Source organism: Sporosarcina soli (assembly GCF_042655805.1).
GTDB lineage: Bacteria > Bacillota > Bacilli > Bacillales_A > Planococcaceae > Sporosarcina > Sporosarcina soli.
Genome location: NZ_JBHSNO010000006.1, coordinates 69,919 through 87,632, shown reverse-complemented (window position 1 = coordinate 87,632; position 17,714 = coordinate 69,919). Strand labels below are relative to the sequence as shown.

Below are 17,714 nucleotides of genomic sequence, written 5' to 3'. Positions count from 1 at the left end.
GATAAAATTAACGAAAAAAATGGAGGAATTAATCATGATGAACTTCACATTTACCGAAAAACAACAACGAGTAATTGATTTGGCCAAGGAGCTAGCAGCAGACTTTAGCACACGTGCAGCGGAACATGATCGTGACCGGACAGCCCCGGAGGAAAATTATCAAATTTTAAAAGAAAAAGGTTTATATGGAATGAGCATACCAGAGAAATTTGGCGGATTGGGGATCGGATTTCAGGGATATGCGGCGGCAGCAATTGAGTTGGCTAAAGGCTGTGCATCGACTGCGAATTCATTTAATATGCATGTCAACGCCTGTGGAACAATTATGCAACAGCCTCTCATTCCGGAAGAGGTAAAATATAAAGTGGCGGATTTGGTGCTAAATCAAGGAAAATTGCTCTCTGCTTCTATTTCAGAGCCAACTTCTTCAAGTTTAATCATCACTTCAATGGTACCACAGCTCAAAGCAATAAGAGTTGACGGAGGATACAAGTTATATGGAAAGAAAGCATTCTGTTCCATGGTTGAATCCAGTGACTACGTATTCCTTTATTCTCGACCTGAGGGGGACTCAAATCCAGAAGCTAGCCTTGGTATGCTAGTGCCAATTGATAAAGGAAGGGCTGAAGGAGTAACAATACATGACGTATGGGATACACATGGTATGAGGGCGACTCGGAGCAATACGGTTGAATATAATGGAACGTTTGTGCCGGACGAACTCGTATTGTTTAAGACGGAGGATTTTATCAATGACTTCATTATCAATGCTGCGAATTGGACAATCGCGTCCTTTGCTTCCGTCTACCTAGGAGTTGGAATGGGGATTATGGAATACACTTCGGAAATGTTGAGCTCTAAGAAACCAAAAGGGTTTGCTCAGCCGCAGGCGTACCATCCTGACAGCCGCCGAAGAGTCGGTGAGATGGCTGCGGAGCTTCATGCAGCTTATTGGTCCAATATGTACGCGGCTTGGTACAGTGATACTCATGGTCCATCAGTGGAGACTTTCCATAACTTTATGCGCGCGAAGTACATGATTGCAAGCGCAGTATCCAATGCAGCCCGTTCTGCTCAGATTGCTTGCGGAGCACATGGGATGTTTAAAGACCTTCCATTAGATCGCATGGTTCGTGATGCAGCTACAGCTCCTATTATGCCACCGACAATCGATGCTTGTGCGGATCAAGTAGGATTGCTGACAATGGGATTGAATCCTGCAGATACTGCACCTCCATTGAAGGCAGAAGAGCCGGTGAGAGAAGAGGTACTTCAATAAGCAAGTCCTGAATCGGGGAAAACTTCAGTTTTCCCTGATAAGAATGAAAGCGATTACATCGGATTAGGAAAATTGCCATACGATATTGCCAGAGAGCCGTAATATTTATTCTTCTTTTCTGTTGCTGTATACAGGGATGAGGTAACTTTGTTCATCTTTTTTAGTGGTATCCTGTTAATTTGGAAATATGACATCCCAGCACATAAGGCAAGGCTAGATTGATTACCACAAGATCTTACAATAATTAAAGATCACAAGGAGTAAGTAAAGCCAACTCTAGGGGAGGAAACCATGAAATATCGTTGGATTATAATAAGTTTTATTACCGCTGTTTTTTTTATACAGTTTGTCGACCGGGTTATCATCTCGCTTGCCACGAATGCGATCATGAATGAATTCGGTTTCAGCCCAGGCCAGTTTGGCATTATATTGAGTGCATTCTTCTGGGGGTTGGTTCCTGCGGGTGTTTTTGCCGGTGTTGCTGCCGACCGTTGGGGATCTAAAAAAGTATTTGCGTGGGGAGCCACCTGGTGGTCCCTTTTTACTGTCGGAACAGCCGGGGCATTTAGCTTTGGAACATTTGTTATTGCACGGGTGCTTTTCGGAGTTGGTGAAGGTCCGGCATTATCAAATGCCATTCGTATAGTAACAAACTGGTTTAGTCCCAAGGAATATTCTACTGCATTGGGTCTGGCCAATTCTGGTGTCTATATTGCACCAGCCCTTGCAACCCCAGTTATTGTTTGGATGATTGCAACCTTCGGGTGGAGATCTCCCTTTTATATAATGGGGGCGCTTGGGTTACTATGGGTCATAGTCTGGCTAAAGTGGTTTACGGACAAGCCGGAGTCAAATAAGTATATGAAGGAAGAAGAGAAGAAATGGCTAAAGTTAGAGCAAATGAATATATCTAAAAATTCAGACCTAGGGGAGAAGAAGTCTTTCAAAGAAATGCTGACTGTTCCAAGAGGAGTTAGAGGAACGATTTATGCAAATCTTTGGGTTCTATTCTGCTTCGGCTTTGTGTTTTACTTCTTGCTTACTTGGCTCCCGGGTTATCTCATGTTGGAAAGAGGGCTGGATTTGAAATCAATGGGTGTTGTGGCCTCCATTCCATGGATAGGTGCTGCTTTGGGATCACTTGTGGGAGGAAGAGTAAGTGATCTTCTTTATCGTAAGACGAACAGCAGACGAATTGCCAGAGCGTATTTGGCTACTGGTTGGTTTATTATTCTTGCAGTATGCCTTATTTTGGTCAATCAGATGACTTCCATTTTAGGGCTGGTGTCCATCCTTACGCTTGCTTGCTTTGTGCTTTCTTGCGCACATGCACCGATCACCACAGTGATCGTTGAAACCGTACCTGAAAGGGCAGGATCAATAGGTGGCTTGACTCAATTGGCTCAAACCCTTCCCGGAATATTTGCCCCAATGATTACTGGGTTTTTAGTAGAAATAACCGGCAGTTTTAATACCACTTTTGCATTTTCAGCCGGCATGATTATCTCAGGAATCGTGGTTGTTTTGTTATTTTTGCACCCGCCTGAAATCTCCCCGAGTGCCAAGCAGTCCATCACGGCGCCGGAAGTTTCATAAGCTTGAACATCAAAATGTAAGGAACATAAAGCAATTTATGTTCCTTACAATTATTATATTTCATCAAAGGAGTGGATTACATGACGGAAAAAGGAAGTGCTTCATGCTGTGTGATGAAGAGATCAAAAAGCAATAGCTCAATTGGCACAGTAGAACCCCTCTGGCTGACAGGTTTCCCTTCTGGAAAAAAGCCGACTAAAGACAAAATGATATGTATCCCGGGTGACGAATTCTTAATGGAAACAGAGGATAATGAGGGTTTTCCTCAAGATGGAGAAGGTCCTGTACGAATCGTTAAAGTCAAAACATTTTACATAGATCCCTGTACTGTGACCAATGCAGAATTTGCGGAATTTATTCATAATACCAATTACATTACAGACGCTGAGCGGTATGGCTGGTCTTTTGTCTTTCATTCACATGTGACCAAGGAAATTGCAAGTCGAGTCAGTCAAGTCCCGAAGCAGACACCATGGTGGTTTGTGGTACAAGCTGCTTCATGGAAACAACCGGAAGGTCTGGGTTCTACAATTGAAGAACGAATGGACCATCCGGTCGTACATGTATCATGGAATGATGCCCTCAACTACTGCAAATGGGCAGGAAAGCGTCTTCCAACCGAAGCGGAATGGGAGTATGCTGCACGCGGCGGACTAGTACAAAAAAATATCCTTGGGGAAACAAATTAAAACCTAAAGGAAAATACCAATGCAATATCTGGCAAGGAAAATTTCCTCAGGAAAATACAGCGAAGGATGGTTATGAAGGTACAGCACCTGCAAAATCTTATCAGCCTAACGGTTTTGGTTTGTATAATGTCGTCGGTAATGTTTGGGAATGGTGTTCAGACTTTTACGGCACAGATCATGATGGGAACTTGCAAGAAAATCCGACTGGTTCCTCTACAGGTGTGGATAAGGTAATAAAAGGCGGCTCCTATCTTTGTCACAAGTCTTATTGCAACCGTTACCGGGTGGCTGCTAGAAGTTCCAGCACGCCGGACAGTTCAAGCGGGCATTTAGGCTTCAGGTGTGTTTCAGACGAATGATCATAATAATTTCAAGCTTATTCTTGATCCGTGCAGTCGGTGATATTCGTCCATCCTTTACAAGACATAGAATCATTTCACTGTAAAAAATGTTAATTGGTTAACCGTACTGATTGCACTTAGATTGTATCTTTATATTAAGCACTCCAAGGGAAGGGGGACTAGTGATACTCCGAGCTTCTTTTGTAGAACGTTGTAATAAAAAACAATTTACATTAAGAGGTGAAGTTAATGACATTTGATGAAAGTAAACCAATTATAAACCTTCCTGATTTATTATTTGTCAAGTATTGTACCGAGACATTCGGTTTAAACAGAGGTGTATACAATACCATTGATGAATGGTTCTATTTGGAGAATGTTCAGGATATCAAAGTACGACGAGAAAATATCTTAGATTTCCTTTTGTACACAAGCGAATCTATGGATAAAGGTGACAGAAAAGGAAAATTGAAATTTGGTAAAGGGAACCTTGTCAATCAGCTTGAAGAGTATTCCGAGCATCAAGTAATTCTAGTGTGAGGCTCAGTGTCCAAAGAAAACTATCTAGAACATAATAAAAATATGTACTTGAGTAGTCGTGCTTATCTGAGCCGACGATTGAGGAAGGGGGTAGCTTTGTGAAACGTTCTGATGTAGTAATTGTAGGTAGCGGTATCAATTCTTTGACTGCAGCAGCGGTTTTATCAAAAAGAGGGCATAAGGTTACAGTATTGGAGAAAAATGACTGGATTGGTGGCTGTATTAAGACAGAAGAACTTTTGGCGCCGGGCTTTAAGACGGATGTTTTCTCTGGATGGCATCCTTTATTTGTTACAAGTCCTGCGTATGCGGAGCTGAAAGACGACCTTGAGGAATTCGGACTCACCTATCTGAACACGGATGTACCGACGGGGGTCATCCTGCCAAACAATGAAAGTACAGTTCTGTATTCAGACCGGAAAAAGAATATAGAGAACTTTAATCGAATCGCAATCGGGGAAGGTGATCGTTATGATGAATTGATGAGGAACTTTGAGGGTAACTCTGACTTTGTCTTTCATATGTTATCAAACGAACCTGTATCCTGGAACTCAATGCGCACACTTTCTAAATTTGTGAGAAAAAAAGGGTTAAAAGAATTTAAGTCCGAAGTTGGAAACATGATGAAGTCCGCGGATTCACTGCTTGATCAATATTTTGAAAGTGACTTGGTTAAGGCTCTGTTTGCTCCGTGGATTCTCCATACAGGCCTTGGACCAAATGACGCAGCCGGCAATATTATGATGCAAGTATTAGTGTTTTCCCTTGAAGCTGCCGGAATGCCGATTCCAAAAGGTGGTGGAGGGGAACTTGTAAAGGCACTCATGAAAATAGTCGAGGTTAATGGTGGGGAATTTTTTACAAATGAGCAAGTCTACCAGATTTTGGTAGAGAAGGATAAAGTGGTGGGGGTTCGAACCCGAAACGAGGAGTATCTTGCCAATTATGTTCTTGCTAATGTAACGCCGCATCAATTGTATGAGAATTTACTGAAGGAAGTTTCCATTCCTGAATCTTTACAAAAGGATGTTAGAAATTATAAATATGGCAATGCAGCCATGCAAATTCATTATGCTTTGGATGGGCCATTAGAGTGGGGAAATGATGAACTAAACCGAGCAGCTATGATCAATATTACCTCTGGAGTTGAGGGCGTAAGTCAATCTGTTAATGAGGTGTATAACGGATTACTGCCGAAAGAAGGTACAATAGCGGTAGGGCAACATACGGCATTTGATCCAAGTCGAGCTCCTGAAGGAAAGCATACATTGTGGATTCAATTATTGGAGATGCCAAGAAATTTGAGGGGCGATGCATTAGGAGAGATTGATACATCGAACGGTTATACGAAAGAAGTCATTGAGACTTACGTTGAACGAATTGAAGAACGTATCAGTAAACATGCCCCCAATTTCAAAAAGATGATTATCAAACGTGAAATCATATCACCAGTTGCATTGGAAGCAAATAATATGAACTTGGTAGGTGGAGATCCATATTCGGGTGTAGCTTCTATTGATCAACTATTGTTATGGAGGCCTACCTCTAAATATAAAAGACACGAGACCCCTATTAAAAATTTGTTCCATATTGGGGCTTCAACTCACCCAGGGCCTGGACTTTCGGGCACCTCAGGCTATCTAGCAGCTCAAGAAGTTAAATAAATCATACAATAAAAAGGAGAGATTGATTATGCAAAAACAAGAGAGCCAAGATCTTTTTAAAAAAATATTGGGGAACTATCCTACTGGTGTAACGATTGTCACTACCACTACTGAAAGTGGGAAGCCTGTTGGTTTAACAGTTAGTTCTTTTGCATCTGTATCGCTAGATCCTCTTATGGTGCTATGGTCAATAGATCACGGAGTATCTACTCTAAAAGAGTTTACGGAAGGCGGGAAATTTGCTATTCATGTATTAGCTGAGGATCAAACGGAGCTATGTAGAACCTTTGCTAGTAAAAACGTTGATCGCTTTAGTTCTTGCGATTGGAAAATGTCTAGTAATGGCTTGCCTATCATTGATGGTGCGTTTGGTGTGTTGGAGTGCACAACATTTAAAGCTATCGAAGCGGGTGATCACACAGTTCTGATAGGGGAAGTAAAAAACCTTACAGTAAACGAAAAGAAGGATCCAATGCTTTATCATCGCCGAGTGTTCGGTTCAATCCCTGAGGAATTTTATAAACAAAAGCAACCTGTATCTTAAATTTTGCAATCTAGCCGACGATCCAAGGCAACTAGGGATGAATCAAATCACAAAGAAATGGACTTGCTTTATGTAAGTCCGTTTCTTTGTGGTCAAGCTATGTCGATATAATTATTTTATTAATTTTTCTTTTAGACTGTTTGGTTCTAGGATGAATAATTTTCTGTTTTTAATGGAGATTATGCCTTCAGAAATCCACTCTTTTAAAACTTTATAAACCGTTATACGTGTTAAACCTACATAGTGGGATAACTCTTGCTGAGTCAAATTTATTTCCGTGCCTTGATAAGACTCCATTAAGTATAGCAGTGAACGGGCAATTTGATATTCTGTACTGGCGCTGCGGGCATTTATGTTATTTAAAAGGATCTTCTTTTTGTTAATAATGGATTTGGCGAATAAAAGGGTGATTTCAGGGTATTGTTGGGATAAATTCTCATAATCTATTTTAGAAAAGTAATACAAAATGCTGTCTTCATGAGATATCGCTGTTGAATAATAGGGGAGATGGTCAATTGTATGCTCTCCTATTAAAATGCCTGATCCGGAGATATCCAATATCCTTTCATTAGTATCAGGATTTAAGGAACAGACTTTAATAATTCCTTTTGAGATAAAGTAAAAACCTGATCCTATTTCACCCTGTCTAAAGATGATTGTCTTCGCTTTAAAAAATTGTCTTTTTCCGTATGGCAGAAAATCTTCCCATGATTCTAATGTATTCTTTGTCAATGTGAACAAAGTAAAAACCCCCTTAATCATCTGTGTAGTATTGTTACAATGACAGCATTAGCAGAGTGGAAGAGTCAAAATGCTAAACAAATAATTCATGCTTGCTCAGAAACCGCTTTCATTCCTAGAGGATCAATTACTTCAATCATCCGGTTTCCCTGAAATATCAGCTTGCTCTTTGTCCACTTCTGTATGATTTTATAAACCGTAATACGAGAAGTTCCAATATATTGGGCAAGGTCTATTTGAGTAATTGGAACCGTTTGGCTGCCATACTTTTCACACAGTAGTATTAAGAAGTGGGCCATCTGCTGTTCATAAGGTTTGCTTAAAAATGCATAGGTTTCCGTAAGCATTCTCATCTTGCTGATAATTGAGCTAATAAAAATTTCATTTGCATAGGGATGGGCTCTTGAAATTTTTATAAATGATTCATTGGAGAAATAATAAAGTGAGACATCCGTATCAGCTACTGCAGTGATATAATAAGCGTCACTGGAGACCCCTTGCTCCCCAAACAAAAAGCCTTCTAGCAAGTAATCTATGATACGTTCCTTGCCATCTTCGGAAAGTAGCCGAAAACTGATTTTTCCTTCTGCTAAATAATAAAACCCTTTACCTATCTCACCCTGTGAATATAAGATTTCACCTTTACTTCTTTTTCTTTTTTGCCCGTATTGAACAAATGGTTTCCACTTATACCTCATCATTTTCTTCCCATCCCCTTTAAAGTAATCATTCCGGATTAGTCCTAAGATAATTATGATTGATAATTTTATTTTATCAGAAAATTTATGATGGGTTTTTTTCTTGTAACTCACAATCAAAAAATATTGTAAAACAAAAAAGATAGAATATCAAACCGGTATTGCGAAAAGTGTAAAAAATTAAGAAACTATCGTGTTAAAGAGTTTGATTAAGAATACGGATAGTACCCAGCATTAAATGAAGCCGTGTGTAATAGTTCTTGTCCATATTATTCGATAAAGAAGCCTATAAAAGTGTAAATTATTTAACACATTTTTAAAAATATTCACTCGGTTTCATGATATTAAATCTTGAGATTGTTGTCATCCGTGAAATCAGACATTATGTGGTTATAAAGTGATTGGAAATGGAGGGAAAGAAAATGAGCATTACGAGGGGAAAAAGAGCAAATGATCTACTGTTGATTTTTTCTCTTAAGCAACTAGGAAGATTTCCACTAGAAAACTGTAATTAGTATAAGAATATGTTAACAAGTTAACATACTGTGTTTTGAATATTCCGATATGATATATTTAATTGAGGAGGTTTAATTTTCAGATATACACAAAAGATGGACAGGCAATTCATAACATGACCGATTAAAGTTTTTTCGCAAAGGGATCACGTTATGAGTCTGCAATCCTATAAGAATTTATTATTATGATGGAGGGGAAATGGGAATGGAAACTTTAACTCAAATCAGCCCAAACGAAGTGAAACTCAAAGAAAAGTATGGTCCATTTATTAATGGGGAATCAGTTGAAGCAGCTAACGGCTACATCGATGCGGTAAATGCTGCTACAGGAGAAGTACTTGCACAAATCGGTCGTGGGGGAAAAGAAGATGTTGACAAAGCAGTAAAAGCGGCAAGAGCAGCTTTCCCAGGCTGGGCAAACACAACGATTGAGGAACGTTCAGCACTGATCAATAAAATTGCTGATGTCCTAGAAGAAAATCAGGAACGCTTAAAGTTGATCGAGTGCATGGATACAGGTAGAGCTCTCCATGAATTCGATCTGGATTATAAACTTGCAATCTATCAGTTCCGTTATTTTGCGTCTGCAATTCTGACTCATTATGAAGGCGCTTCCAGACCGGTGGAAAATGGCTATTTAATTACGAAGAAAGAGCCACTTGGCGTCTGCGCTCAAATCATTCCTTGGAATGTGCCAATGATAATGGCTTCTTTCAAGTTGGCGCCGGCTTTGGCGGCAGGAAACACTGTTGTTCTGAAGCCTGCAGAAGACGCTTGCCTTTCTGTCATGGAACTTGCCAAGCTTATAGGAGACATTCTTCCTAAAGGTGTAGTCAATGTGGTTCCAGGATATGGTACTGAGGCTGGTCAGGCTTTGATTGATCATCCTGATATAGATAAGTTGGCATTCACAGGGAGTGTAGGGGTCGGTAAACTTGTCGGTAAAACAGCAGGTGAAAGAATTCTTCCTGTAACTCTTGAGCTCGGAGGAAAAGCGCCTCATATTGTATTCCCTGATGTGGACATCGATCGGGCGGTTGAGAATGCGACACTAGGTTATACATTCTTTAATGGAGAAAGCTGTATTCTAGGAACACGACTTTTGGTTCATGATGACATCTACGATGAGTTCGTAGAAAAATTGATTGAAAGAGCTAAAAAGGTGAAAATTGGGCCGCCAACCGATCGTTCTACACGATTGGCATCTATTATTAATAAAAAACAGGGAGAACGTGTACTAAATTATTTTGAAATTGCCAAACAAGAAGGGGCAAAGATTCTCTATGGTGGTAATCGTGTGACTGTTCCAGGTCATGAACATGGTTATTTCATTGAGCCGACAATTATTGAGGCAGAGCCAAATATGAGAATTGCTCAGGAAGAGATTTTTGGACCTGCTGCAACCATCAGTAGATGGAAGGATATCGAAGAAGTCATCGAAATTGCCAACAATGTTGAATACGGACTAGCCGCAGGGATTATGACGACAGACTTGGAAAAGGCTTTGGAAACTGCTAATAAAATAGAGGCCGGAAGTGTCTGGATCAACTCTTATTTCAACTTCCAATCCGGAGCACCATTTGGCGGTTACAAAAACAGTGGTGTCGGCAGAGAATATAGCAAAGAAGCGTTGGATGCATACAGCCAGTCCAAGACGATTGTCGCAGCATACCAGCTTCCGCCGGCAGGGTTATTTATATAAAACAAGCTAGTTGATAAAAGTGCAGAGTTATGAATATCCACATGACTCTGCATCTTTATTTAAATGGTTTTCAGTTAATTCTAAAAAATTAAGCTATATGTTAATTCGTTAACATCTTATTAATGCGCACTATTTTATTATGAATTTACATCTAAATGACAAGAACATTTGCTAAGGGGGAGTTTCATTGTATACAACAGGTACAGCCTTTTTAGAGGCCTTACAAGAAGCGGGTGTTTCCTATATTTTTGCCAACTTAGGAAGTGATCATCCTTCGATCATTGAGAGCTTGGCCATTGCCAAGCAAGAGAACCGGGAATTGCCTACAGTAATTACATGTCCACACGAATTTGTTGCGCTCAGTGCGGCCCACGGATATGCGCAGGCAACAGGTAAGCCACAAGCGGTCATTGTTCATGTGGAATGTGGTACGCAGAATATGGGTGGAGCCATTCATAATGCCTTTAAGAGCCGTGTTCCCGTATTGGTTTTTGCAGGTTCATCTCCTTACACACAGGAGGGCGAGTTGACTGGGAGTCGGAATGAGTTTATTCACTGGATTCAGGATGTTTTTGATCAGCGCGGCATTATGCGCGGCTATTCAAAATATGATAATGAAATCCGAACAGGCGCCAATGTAAAACAGTTGGTCCATCGCGCTTTGCAAGTAGCTAAGAGTGATCCACCGGGACCTGTTTATCTAATGGGTGCACGAGAAGCAATGGAACAGGAAACTACACCTGTAACGATTCAAAAAGAGTTGTGGGAGCCGATTGCTCCGGCGGCAGTTCCTCCAAATTTAATAGAAGAATTGGTCAAAGACTTGCTGGCCGCTAAAAAGCCTTTAATCGTTACATCTTACCTAGGCAGGAAGAAAGAAGCAGTCAAAGAGCTTGTCCGTTTAAGCGATAACTTGGCGATTCCTGTTATTGAGTCTGTTCCGCATCATATGAATTTTCCAGCTGACCATCCGATGCACTGCGGTTCATATTGGAATGATGCAAAACAAAATGAGCTCCTTGCCGAAGCTGATTTGGTACTGGTTTTGGATAGTGACGTACCTTGGATTCCGACGAAAAATAAACCGTCCGAAAATGCAACCGTTTACTATATTGATATAGATCCGTTGAAAGAGGAAATGCCGCTATGGTACATACCTTCCAAACGTTTCTTTAAAGCCGATGCACATACGGCTCTTCAACAAATCAACGTATTGCTTGAAGAGAAAAAGGAAATCGACCAAAAGGCGGTTGCTGTGCGACGGGCAGAATATACTGCGCTTCATGGGCATTTAAAAGAAGAAAGACGCCAAGCTGAGCAAGCTGGTGAGGATGTCATCACTCCTGAGTACTTGACCGGTTGCGTAAGAGAATTGATGGATGAAAATACGATTATTTTAAATGAGGGAATCACCAACTATGGAGTCATCTCCAACCATATCGAAGCAAGTGTTCCAGGGTCTTATTATGGAAGCGGAGCAGGATCATTGGGATGGAACGGCGGCGCGGCCATCGGTATGAAACTCTCTCAGCCCGACAAAACGATCATCAGCTTAACAGGGGACGGCTCGTATTTATTCAGTGTCCCTTCGACTGTTCATTGGATGACGAAGAGATACAATACGCCATTTTTAACGGTGATTTACAATAATCGAGGATGGCGTGCACCTAAACATTCGACCTTGGGCGTACACCCAGACGGTGTAGCAAACGCCCATCAAGATTTTTATGTTCACTTCGATCCACCGGCAGATTTAGCAGGGGTGGCTGCAGCCGCAGGAGATGCTCATGCCATTACGGTGAAAGATCGCTCGAAATTGAAAGAGGCCTTGGTGGAAGGCTTGAAACAAGTAAAGGAAGGCCGTTCAGCTGTAATTGATGTTTATATTCCACACGTATATACGGATGAAGCAGTGACTACTGAACCAGTAAAAGAGACTGTACGATAATTGTAAAAACATACGGGGGGGAATTGGGATGAATGTTCAATCGCAAGTACTAAGTAAAAAACCGGGAAATCAAGCTTTAAATCAAGTGCTCGAAGGTCTGGCCAACGATTCAATTGAAGTCGTGGATCTTACACAAGTATTAAATGAGGATACACCGGTAATTCAATTACCAGAACCTTTCGTCAATACAAGTTCATTTAAATCCACGCAGATTTCAAAATACGATGCAACCGGCCCTGTCTGTTACTGGAATGACCTCACGTTAGGTGAACATTGCGGTACACATTTTGATGCACCGAATCATTGGATTTCCGGTAAGGAAAACGATAGCGTCGATAAAATCCCTGCAAAAAGACTAATCGGTGAAGCGCGTGTCATTAATATAAAAGCAAAAAGTGAAGAAAATCCCGACTACTGTTTGACTGTCGAAGATATAAGAGAATACGAGGCAGGGTACGGAGAAATCCCTAAAGATTCTTGGGTACTCCTCTATACTGGTTGGTCCGAATATGTAAATGGCGACAAATTTTTTAATATTGATGAAAATGGTTTGTCACATACACCGGGGTTTACACCGGAAGCCTCGAAACTCCTTGTAGAACGGGATATTTTAGGTGTAGGTGTTGAAACGGTCGGAACGGATGCAGGGATAGCACATACATTCAATCCTCCATTTCCAAGCCATCATTTTATGCATGAGGCAAATAAATATGGATTGGCACAGTTGACCAATCTTGATAAGCTACCACCAAAAGGGGCAATCCTGATTGCTGCTCCATTAAAAATCGAGCATGGCAGTGGAAGCCCGATGAGAGCAATCGCTTTAGTGTAATTGAATATATTATTTTTATAAAACCAACGGAAGATGCAAGCTTTTCTATATTGGAATTTATAGAAAAAGGATAGGTTAATCATTAAGTGCAGGAGGTGCATTATATGCAAAGCAAGCATAGAGAAATTATTAATCCTAGTACGATTCATGATCCCATTGGTTTTACTCATGTGGTGATTCCTAAAGGGAAAAAGCTTGCTTTTCTTTCTGGTCAACTAGCCTGGGATAAGGAATTCCAAGTGGTTGGTGAGAACGACCTCGCAAAGCAAACCAACATGTGTTATCAGAATATCCAACATGCTCTAAATGAGATCGGTGCTACTTGGGACCATGTGGTGAAAACTACAATATTTACTACAAGGCCGCATGATTATGAAATTTTTGGAGCTGCTACAAAAGAGTTTTTTGGCGAAGTACCTCCGCCCGCACAAACGCTCATCGGTGTCACAGGATTAGCTTTACCTGAATTCTTAATTGAGATTGAAGCGACTGTTGTCATGGATGAATAATATCTTCCTCATTACGGGACCCAATTGATCGCTCGTAGATAATTGGGTTTCGTATTTTTTATAAAAAAGCATGGAAAACGGATAAAGTTTAACCATTTTAAACTATCTTCTTGTGAAGAACTTATTTGGCAACTATATTAATACATACTATTCTATCTTTTTCGACAACCGAGGTGGTGTTACAGCAATTTCTATCAGCGGGGTAAAAGGGGGAGAAGAGAGACTATTAACTATTTCCTAATGATGTAATCGTTTTCAAAAGTAAGCTGTAAATATGATGCTATGTTAATTGTAGATTGGAGTATAAAAAGCATTGGATGAATTTTTGTACTTACAAATAACTAAACAAAAGGAGCTGTTCATGTGAAACAACAATTACAAAAGACCTCATCTTATTCGAATACCGCAACAAGTCCTCCGCTGGATGCGGTTGACTTTGAATCCAATTCTATTCCGAAGGTGACTTACCTCGTTGTGTTTATGTGCTTTTTTTGCATGTTTGCTGAAGGTTATGACTTAGCGATATACGGAGCCGTACTCCCAGCGTTACTGGAATATCCGGCATGGGCATTATCCCCGGCAATGGGAGGTTCCATAGGAAGCTATGCCCTGATCGGTATGCTTATAGGAGCCGTATGTGTTGGGACGGCTACGGATATTTTTGGGAGAAAAAAGATATTGGTATTTTGTATAACTTTATTTTCGATAATGATGGCTCTTTCGTCTATAGCCCCTTCTCCGGAAATGTTCGGTTTATTCCGTTTTATCGCTGGTCTTGGATGCGGCGGTATTATTCCTACAGCGTCTGCACTGACTATAGAATATTCACCAATTAAACGCAGATCACTCATGTATGCCATTATGTATACAGGATACGCCTTCGGAGGTGTATTTTCCGCTTTGATTTCCATGTTTTTTTTGGAGGAGCATGGCTGGCGTATCATGTTTATGATTGGAGCAGTGCCCATTCTAGCAGTTCCATTCATTCTCAAATTTATGCCTGAATCAATCGATTTTCTAATAGCCAAAGGCAGAAGAGCAGAGGCTGAGCGTATTGGTAATCGCTATAATATTTCTTTGGAATCGATTATTCAGAAACAGCCGGATAAAGGACAGGATGGGAAAAGTAAATCGAACAACATTGCCACACTATTTTCTAAACAAAACATTCGGGCAACAATGTTTTTCTGGATTACCTTTTTCTTTGGGTTGTTTATGATCTATGGATTGACTACATGGTTGCCGAAACTGATGAGAGAAGCTGGATACCCACTGGGTTCGAGCTTAGGGCTTCTTTTGATGCTTAATCTTTCAGCGGTATTTGGGTCTCTTTTAGCAGGAATAGCTGCAGATCGATGGGGCTCAAAAAAGGTTATCTTCATTTCTTACTTACTGGCTGGAGTTTCCATTTCTTTATTAAGTATTAAAACATCGATGTTCATTCTTTATGGACTTGTAGGTGTTGCAGGCTTTGGAACTATTGGCACTACGCTGATATTAAACGCATATATCTCAAAGTATTTTGATGCCGAAAATCGCGCAACAGCTTTAGGATGGGCACTTGGCTTTGGTAGAATAGGGGCAATTTTGGCGCCTATACTCGTTGGCTTGTTCATGTCTTGGAAATTTGACCTTTCGATGAATTTCTATTTGTTCGCTATTGCAGGTGTCATAGCTGCGTTATCTATTTTATGCATACCAAAACATGAAAATGGGAACATTTAAAAGACTAAAGGAGGGAATTTCGCCTCTGTCTTTGTGGTATATGATAAGATGAACTGTTTACGCATAAAAAGTTGGAAAACTATCTTTCAAGTCGGAGATTATTCGATTTGGAAGATAGCTTTTTTAATATGAAAGAGAAAATAATGAAAATCGTTATTTACGTTGACTGAAGATGTGTAGTCCATAAGTGGAAAAAGAAAAGGCTCTCTCAGAATGAATCTAAGAAAGCTTCTAATCGCTCAACGTCCGTTACATAATAAAGCCCCTTGATTTTTAGGAGAATCCCTTCTTTATCCAAATGCCCCATCACCTTAGAGACAGTTACCCTCGATGCTCCAATTAAGTCAGCCATTTGTTGGTGGGTGAATTTAAGTGTGATTTTTTTCCCCATCGGTGTATCTTCTCCAAATATGTTCGCTAGTTTGAGGATGTAATTGATAATCTGTTCTTGTGCTGACATGAAGCTGGAATCATTAATGATATTTGCTAAAGTCTTGACGATGTTACTTAATGTATATGTCACTTGCATAGATAATATAGGGTCGTGGGTAACTTTATTTATAAATTCATCGCGATGCATATACTTTAGCTTGCAATTTTCGTTGGCCCTAGCGTTCAGTAGGGAAGGGCCTCCTTCAATTGCTGTGCTTGTGCCAAAAATGCTTCCTTCAGTAAAAATCATACAAGTCCTCTCATTACCGTCATTGGCAATGAGCGAGACAGCAACTCGACCTTTCATTAATAGATAAATATATGGTTGTACTTGCCCCTGATAGTAAATGAAATCTCCTTTTTCCACAGTCTTTTCCTGACAAACTTTAAATAGAGAACTCCAATATTCCAATTTATTGGACTGCCATGGTGAACTATTAAGTTCTTCCCTAAATGTACTTTCAGATATATTCATCGTATTACCTCCTTCTTAGAAAATAACTAAATAGGATGAAATGAAAAAAGTTTGACTGAATCCTTTTCTGCGTTACAGGATACCTTCCATCCCCTTATAAGGTACTTTCGCTATTTCTTATGTCAATTCGTTGTTTTCACCCATATTTCAAATGTTTTTTAAAATATAGTCAAATCATAACACAAATTAAGCTTATTTGTAGCTCAGTTTACAGAATATTTCGTTTTATAGAGGTACAATTTCATTAATCCAACGATATGGATTAGAAAGTAATTGGAGGTGGATTCGATGAAACAGTCATTATCAGATCGTGCTTGTTTAGTTGGAGTGGGGGAAACAGATTATGTCAGAGGAACTGATAAAACACTGGCGCAACTGATGATTGAAGCGGCAATCCACGCTTGCCGTAATGCAGGAATTGAACCTGCGGAAATTGATGGAGTAATCTCCCCTTGGTTAACGAATGTTCGCTGTGAAGACTTTGTCGCTCATCTAGGAATCAAGGAGTTGAAATTTAGCGGACGGCACGAAATGGGAGGAGCCAGTTCGATTGCAGCCATTCAGACGGCAGCTTTGGCAGTCGATCAGGGAATTGCTGAATACGTCTTGGTAGCTACCGGACAAAAGGGGTATTCAGGCGTACGACTAGGTGCAGGTGATCCTTCGTTTTTGGAACTGAATAACCAAATTATGCCTAACCCTGACTATCGGGATAATTTGGAATACCCTTATGGATTAATGGTACCGATGCAATATTATACCCTTCATGCAAATCGCTGGTTTTATGAATATAATCCGGATCCTAAAGGAATGCAAACGGTTGCATTAACTTGCCGTAAGCATGCTCAATTAAATAATAAAGCATATATGCAGGGCAGACCGATGACGGAAGAAGACTATCAGAACTCTCCAGTTTTAGTCGCCCCCTTCCGGTTACTTGATTGCTCATTGGAAACAGATGGTGCAGGGGCGGTCATCGTTACCTCTGCAAGGAATGCACACCGGTTTAAAAAGCCGATTTATATCGGGGGGATTGCCGAAGGGCATCCACAAGGGCCAGATGATCTGATTAGCCGGCAAGATATCTTGAATATGGGGATTACACAGGCAGCTCCACATGCGTTTGATATGGCAGGTATCAAACATGAAGATATTGATTTTGCTGAAATCTATGATTGCTTCACTTTTATCGTTTTACGTCAATTAGAAGAAATAGGATTCTGCGAGCGAGGACAAGCATCTGAATTTGTAAAAGATGGGCGGATCACGTATGGCGGAGCTTTGCCGATCAATACGCATGGCGGCCTATTATCACAAGCCCACATCGTAGGCATCAATCATGTGATTGAAGCAATTCACCAATTGCGGCACGAAGCGGGAGCAGTCCAAGTGCAAGGCGCACAAATCGGTTTGGTGACGGGCTATGGTGACCTTGGTGACGGATCACTAGCCATTCTGCATAACTGAACAATAGGAGAGGTGAA

The 17,714-nt window shown here is 40.6% G+C and carries 14 protein-coding genes and 1 pseudogene; 12 read left to right on the top strand and 3 right to left on the bottom strand.

Annotated elements, in window-relative coordinates; genetic code table 11:
• Positions 1-34 precede the first annotated feature (34 nt).
• From ACFPRA_RS12700 to ACFPRA_RS12675, 6 genes and pseudogenes are all read left to right on the top strand, one after another.
• A complete protein-coding gene (locus ACFPRA_RS12700; protein ID WP_381435125.1) occupies positions 35-1,279 on the top strand; it encodes an acyl-CoA dehydrogenase family protein in 1,245 nt (414 codons plus the stop codon).
• Between the two features lie 291 nt (positions 1,280-1,570).
• Positions 1,571-2,875, top strand: coding sequence for an MFS transporter (locus ACFPRA_RS12695; RefSeq protein ID WP_381435123.1), 1,305 nt, complete (start codon positions 1,571-1,573; stop codon positions 2,873-2,875).
• 80 nt (positions 2,876-2,955) lie between these two features.
• Positions 2,956-3,923, top strand: a pseudogene (locus ACFPRA_RS12690) (formylglycine-generating enzyme family protein).
• 231 nt (positions 3,924-4,154) lie between these two features.
• Positions 4,155-4,445, top strand: coding sequence for a hypothetical protein (locus ACFPRA_RS12685; protein ID WP_381435120.1), 291 nt, complete (start codon positions 4,155-4,157; stop codon positions 4,443-4,445).
• A 98-nt stretch (positions 4,446-4,543) separates the two neighbouring features.
• On the top strand, positions 4,544-6,109 hold the full coding sequence (locus ACFPRA_RS12680; RefSeq protein ID WP_381435117.1) for a phytoene desaturase family protein: 1,566 nt from the start codon (positions 4,544-4,546) through the stop codon (positions 6,107-6,109).
• Positions 6,110-6,137: 28 nt separating this feature from the next.
• Positions 6,138-6,653: a flavin reductase family protein gene (locus ACFPRA_RS12675; RefSeq protein WP_381435114.1), complete on the top strand. Its 516-nt coding sequence runs from the start codon at positions 6,138-6,140 to the stop codon at positions 6,651-6,653.
• A gap of 111 nt (positions 6,654-6,764) precedes the next feature.
• On the opposite strand, the gene ACFPRA_RS12670 is transcribed toward ACFPRA_RS12675, so the two are convergent.
• Both ACFPRA_RS12670 and ACFPRA_RS12665 read right to left on the bottom strand, forming a co-directional pair.
• A complete protein-coding gene (locus tag ACFPRA_RS12670) occupies positions 6,765-7,394 on the bottom strand; it encodes a Crp/Fnr family transcriptional regulator (RefSeq protein ID WP_381435111.1) in 630 nt (209 codons plus the stop codon).
• Between the two features lie 86 nt (positions 7,395-7,480).
• Entirely contained in the window at positions 7,481-8,095 is a 615-nt protein-coding gene (locus tag ACFPRA_RS12665; RefSeq protein WP_381435109.1) for a Crp/Fnr family transcriptional regulator, read from the bottom strand.
• 717 nt (positions 8,096-8,812) lie between these two features.
• Between ACFPRA_RS12665 and ACFPRA_RS12660 the strand changes: the two genes are divergently transcribed.
• From ACFPRA_RS12660 to ACFPRA_RS12640, 5 genes are all read left to right on the top strand, one after another.
• Entirely contained in the window at positions 8,813-10,309 is a 1,497-nt protein-coding gene (locus ACFPRA_RS12660) for an aldehyde dehydrogenase family protein (RefSeq protein ID WP_381435106.1), read from the top strand.
• Between the two features lie 187 nt (positions 10,310-10,496).
• A complete protein-coding gene (locus ACFPRA_RS12655; RefSeq protein ID WP_381435104.1) occupies positions 10,497-12,257 on the top strand; it encodes a thiamine pyrophosphate-requiring protein in 1,761 nt (586 codons plus the stop codon).
• 28 nt (positions 12,258-12,285) lie between these two features.
• Positions 12,286-13,089, top strand: coding sequence for a cyclase family protein (locus ACFPRA_RS12650; protein ID WP_381435101.1), 804 nt, complete (start codon positions 12,286-12,288; stop codon positions 13,087-13,089).
• A gap of 104 nt (positions 13,090-13,193) precedes the next feature.
• Entirely contained in the window at positions 13,194-13,598 is a 405-nt protein-coding gene (locus ACFPRA_RS12645; RefSeq protein ID WP_239390721.1) for a RidA family protein, read from the top strand.
• 420 nt (positions 13,599-14,018) lie between these two features.
• Positions 14,019-15,323, top strand: coding sequence for an MFS transporter (locus tag ACFPRA_RS12640; RefSeq protein WP_381435636.1), 1,305 nt, complete (start codon positions 14,019-14,021; stop codon positions 15,321-15,323).
• Between the two features lie 208 nt (positions 15,324-15,531).
• On the opposite strand, the gene ACFPRA_RS12635 is transcribed toward ACFPRA_RS12640, so the two are convergent.
• Entirely contained in the window at positions 15,532-16,230 is a 699-nt protein-coding gene (locus ACFPRA_RS12635; protein ID WP_381435097.1) for a Crp/Fnr family transcriptional regulator, read from the bottom strand.
• 288 nt (positions 16,231-16,518) lie between these two features.
• On the opposite strand from ACFPRA_RS12635, the gene ACFPRA_RS12630 reads away from it, so the two are divergent.
• The gene (locus ACFPRA_RS12630) at positions 16,519-17,697 is read left to right on the top strand and encodes a thiolase family protein (RefSeq protein ID WP_381435094.1); all 1,179 of its coding nucleotides are present in this window, start codon (positions 16,519-16,521) and stop codon (positions 17,695-17,697) included.
• Positions 17,698-17,714: the final 17 nt, after the last annotated feature.

Bases quoted from the DNA above. Each gene is read 5' to 3' on its own strand.
- ACFPRA_RS12700 (WP_381435125.1), top strand. From the start codon at position 35: ATGATGAACTTCACATTTACCGAAAAACAACAACGAGTAATTGATTTG.
- ACFPRA_RS12695 (WP_381435123.1), top strand. From the start codon at position 1,571: ATGAAATATCGTTGGATTATAATAAGTTTTATTACCGCTGTTTTTTTT.
- ACFPRA_RS12685 (WP_381435120.1), top strand. From the start codon at position 4,155: ATGACATTTGATGAAAGTAAACCAATTATAAACCTTCCTGATTTATTA.
- ACFPRA_RS12675 (WP_381435114.1), top strand. From the start codon at position 6,138: ATGCAAAAACAAGAGAGCCAAGATCTTTTTAAAAAAATATTGGGGAAC.
- ACFPRA_RS12665 (WP_381435109.1), bottom strand. From the start codon at position 8,095: ATGATGAGGTATAAGTGGAAACCATTTGTTCAATACGGGCAAAAAAGA.
- ACFPRA_RS12660 (WP_381435106.1), top strand. From the start codon at position 8,813: ATGGAAACTTTAACTCAAATCAGCCCAAACGAAGTGAAACTCAAAGAA.
- ACFPRA_RS12650 (WP_381435101.1), top strand. From the start codon at position 12,286: ATGAATGTTCAATCGCAAGTACTAAGTAAAAAACCGGGAAATCAAGCT.
- ACFPRA_RS12645 (WP_239390721.1), top strand. From the start codon at position 13,194: ATGCAAAGCAAGCATAGAGAAATTATTAATCCTAGTACGATTCATGAT.
- ACFPRA_RS12635 (WP_381435097.1), bottom strand. From the start codon at position 16,230: ATGAATATATCTGAAAGTACATTTAGGGAAGAACTTAATAGTTCACCA.
- ACFPRA_RS12630 (WP_381435094.1), top strand. From the start codon at position 16,519: ATGAAACAGTCATTATCAGATCGTGCTTGTTTAGTTGGAGTGGGGGAA.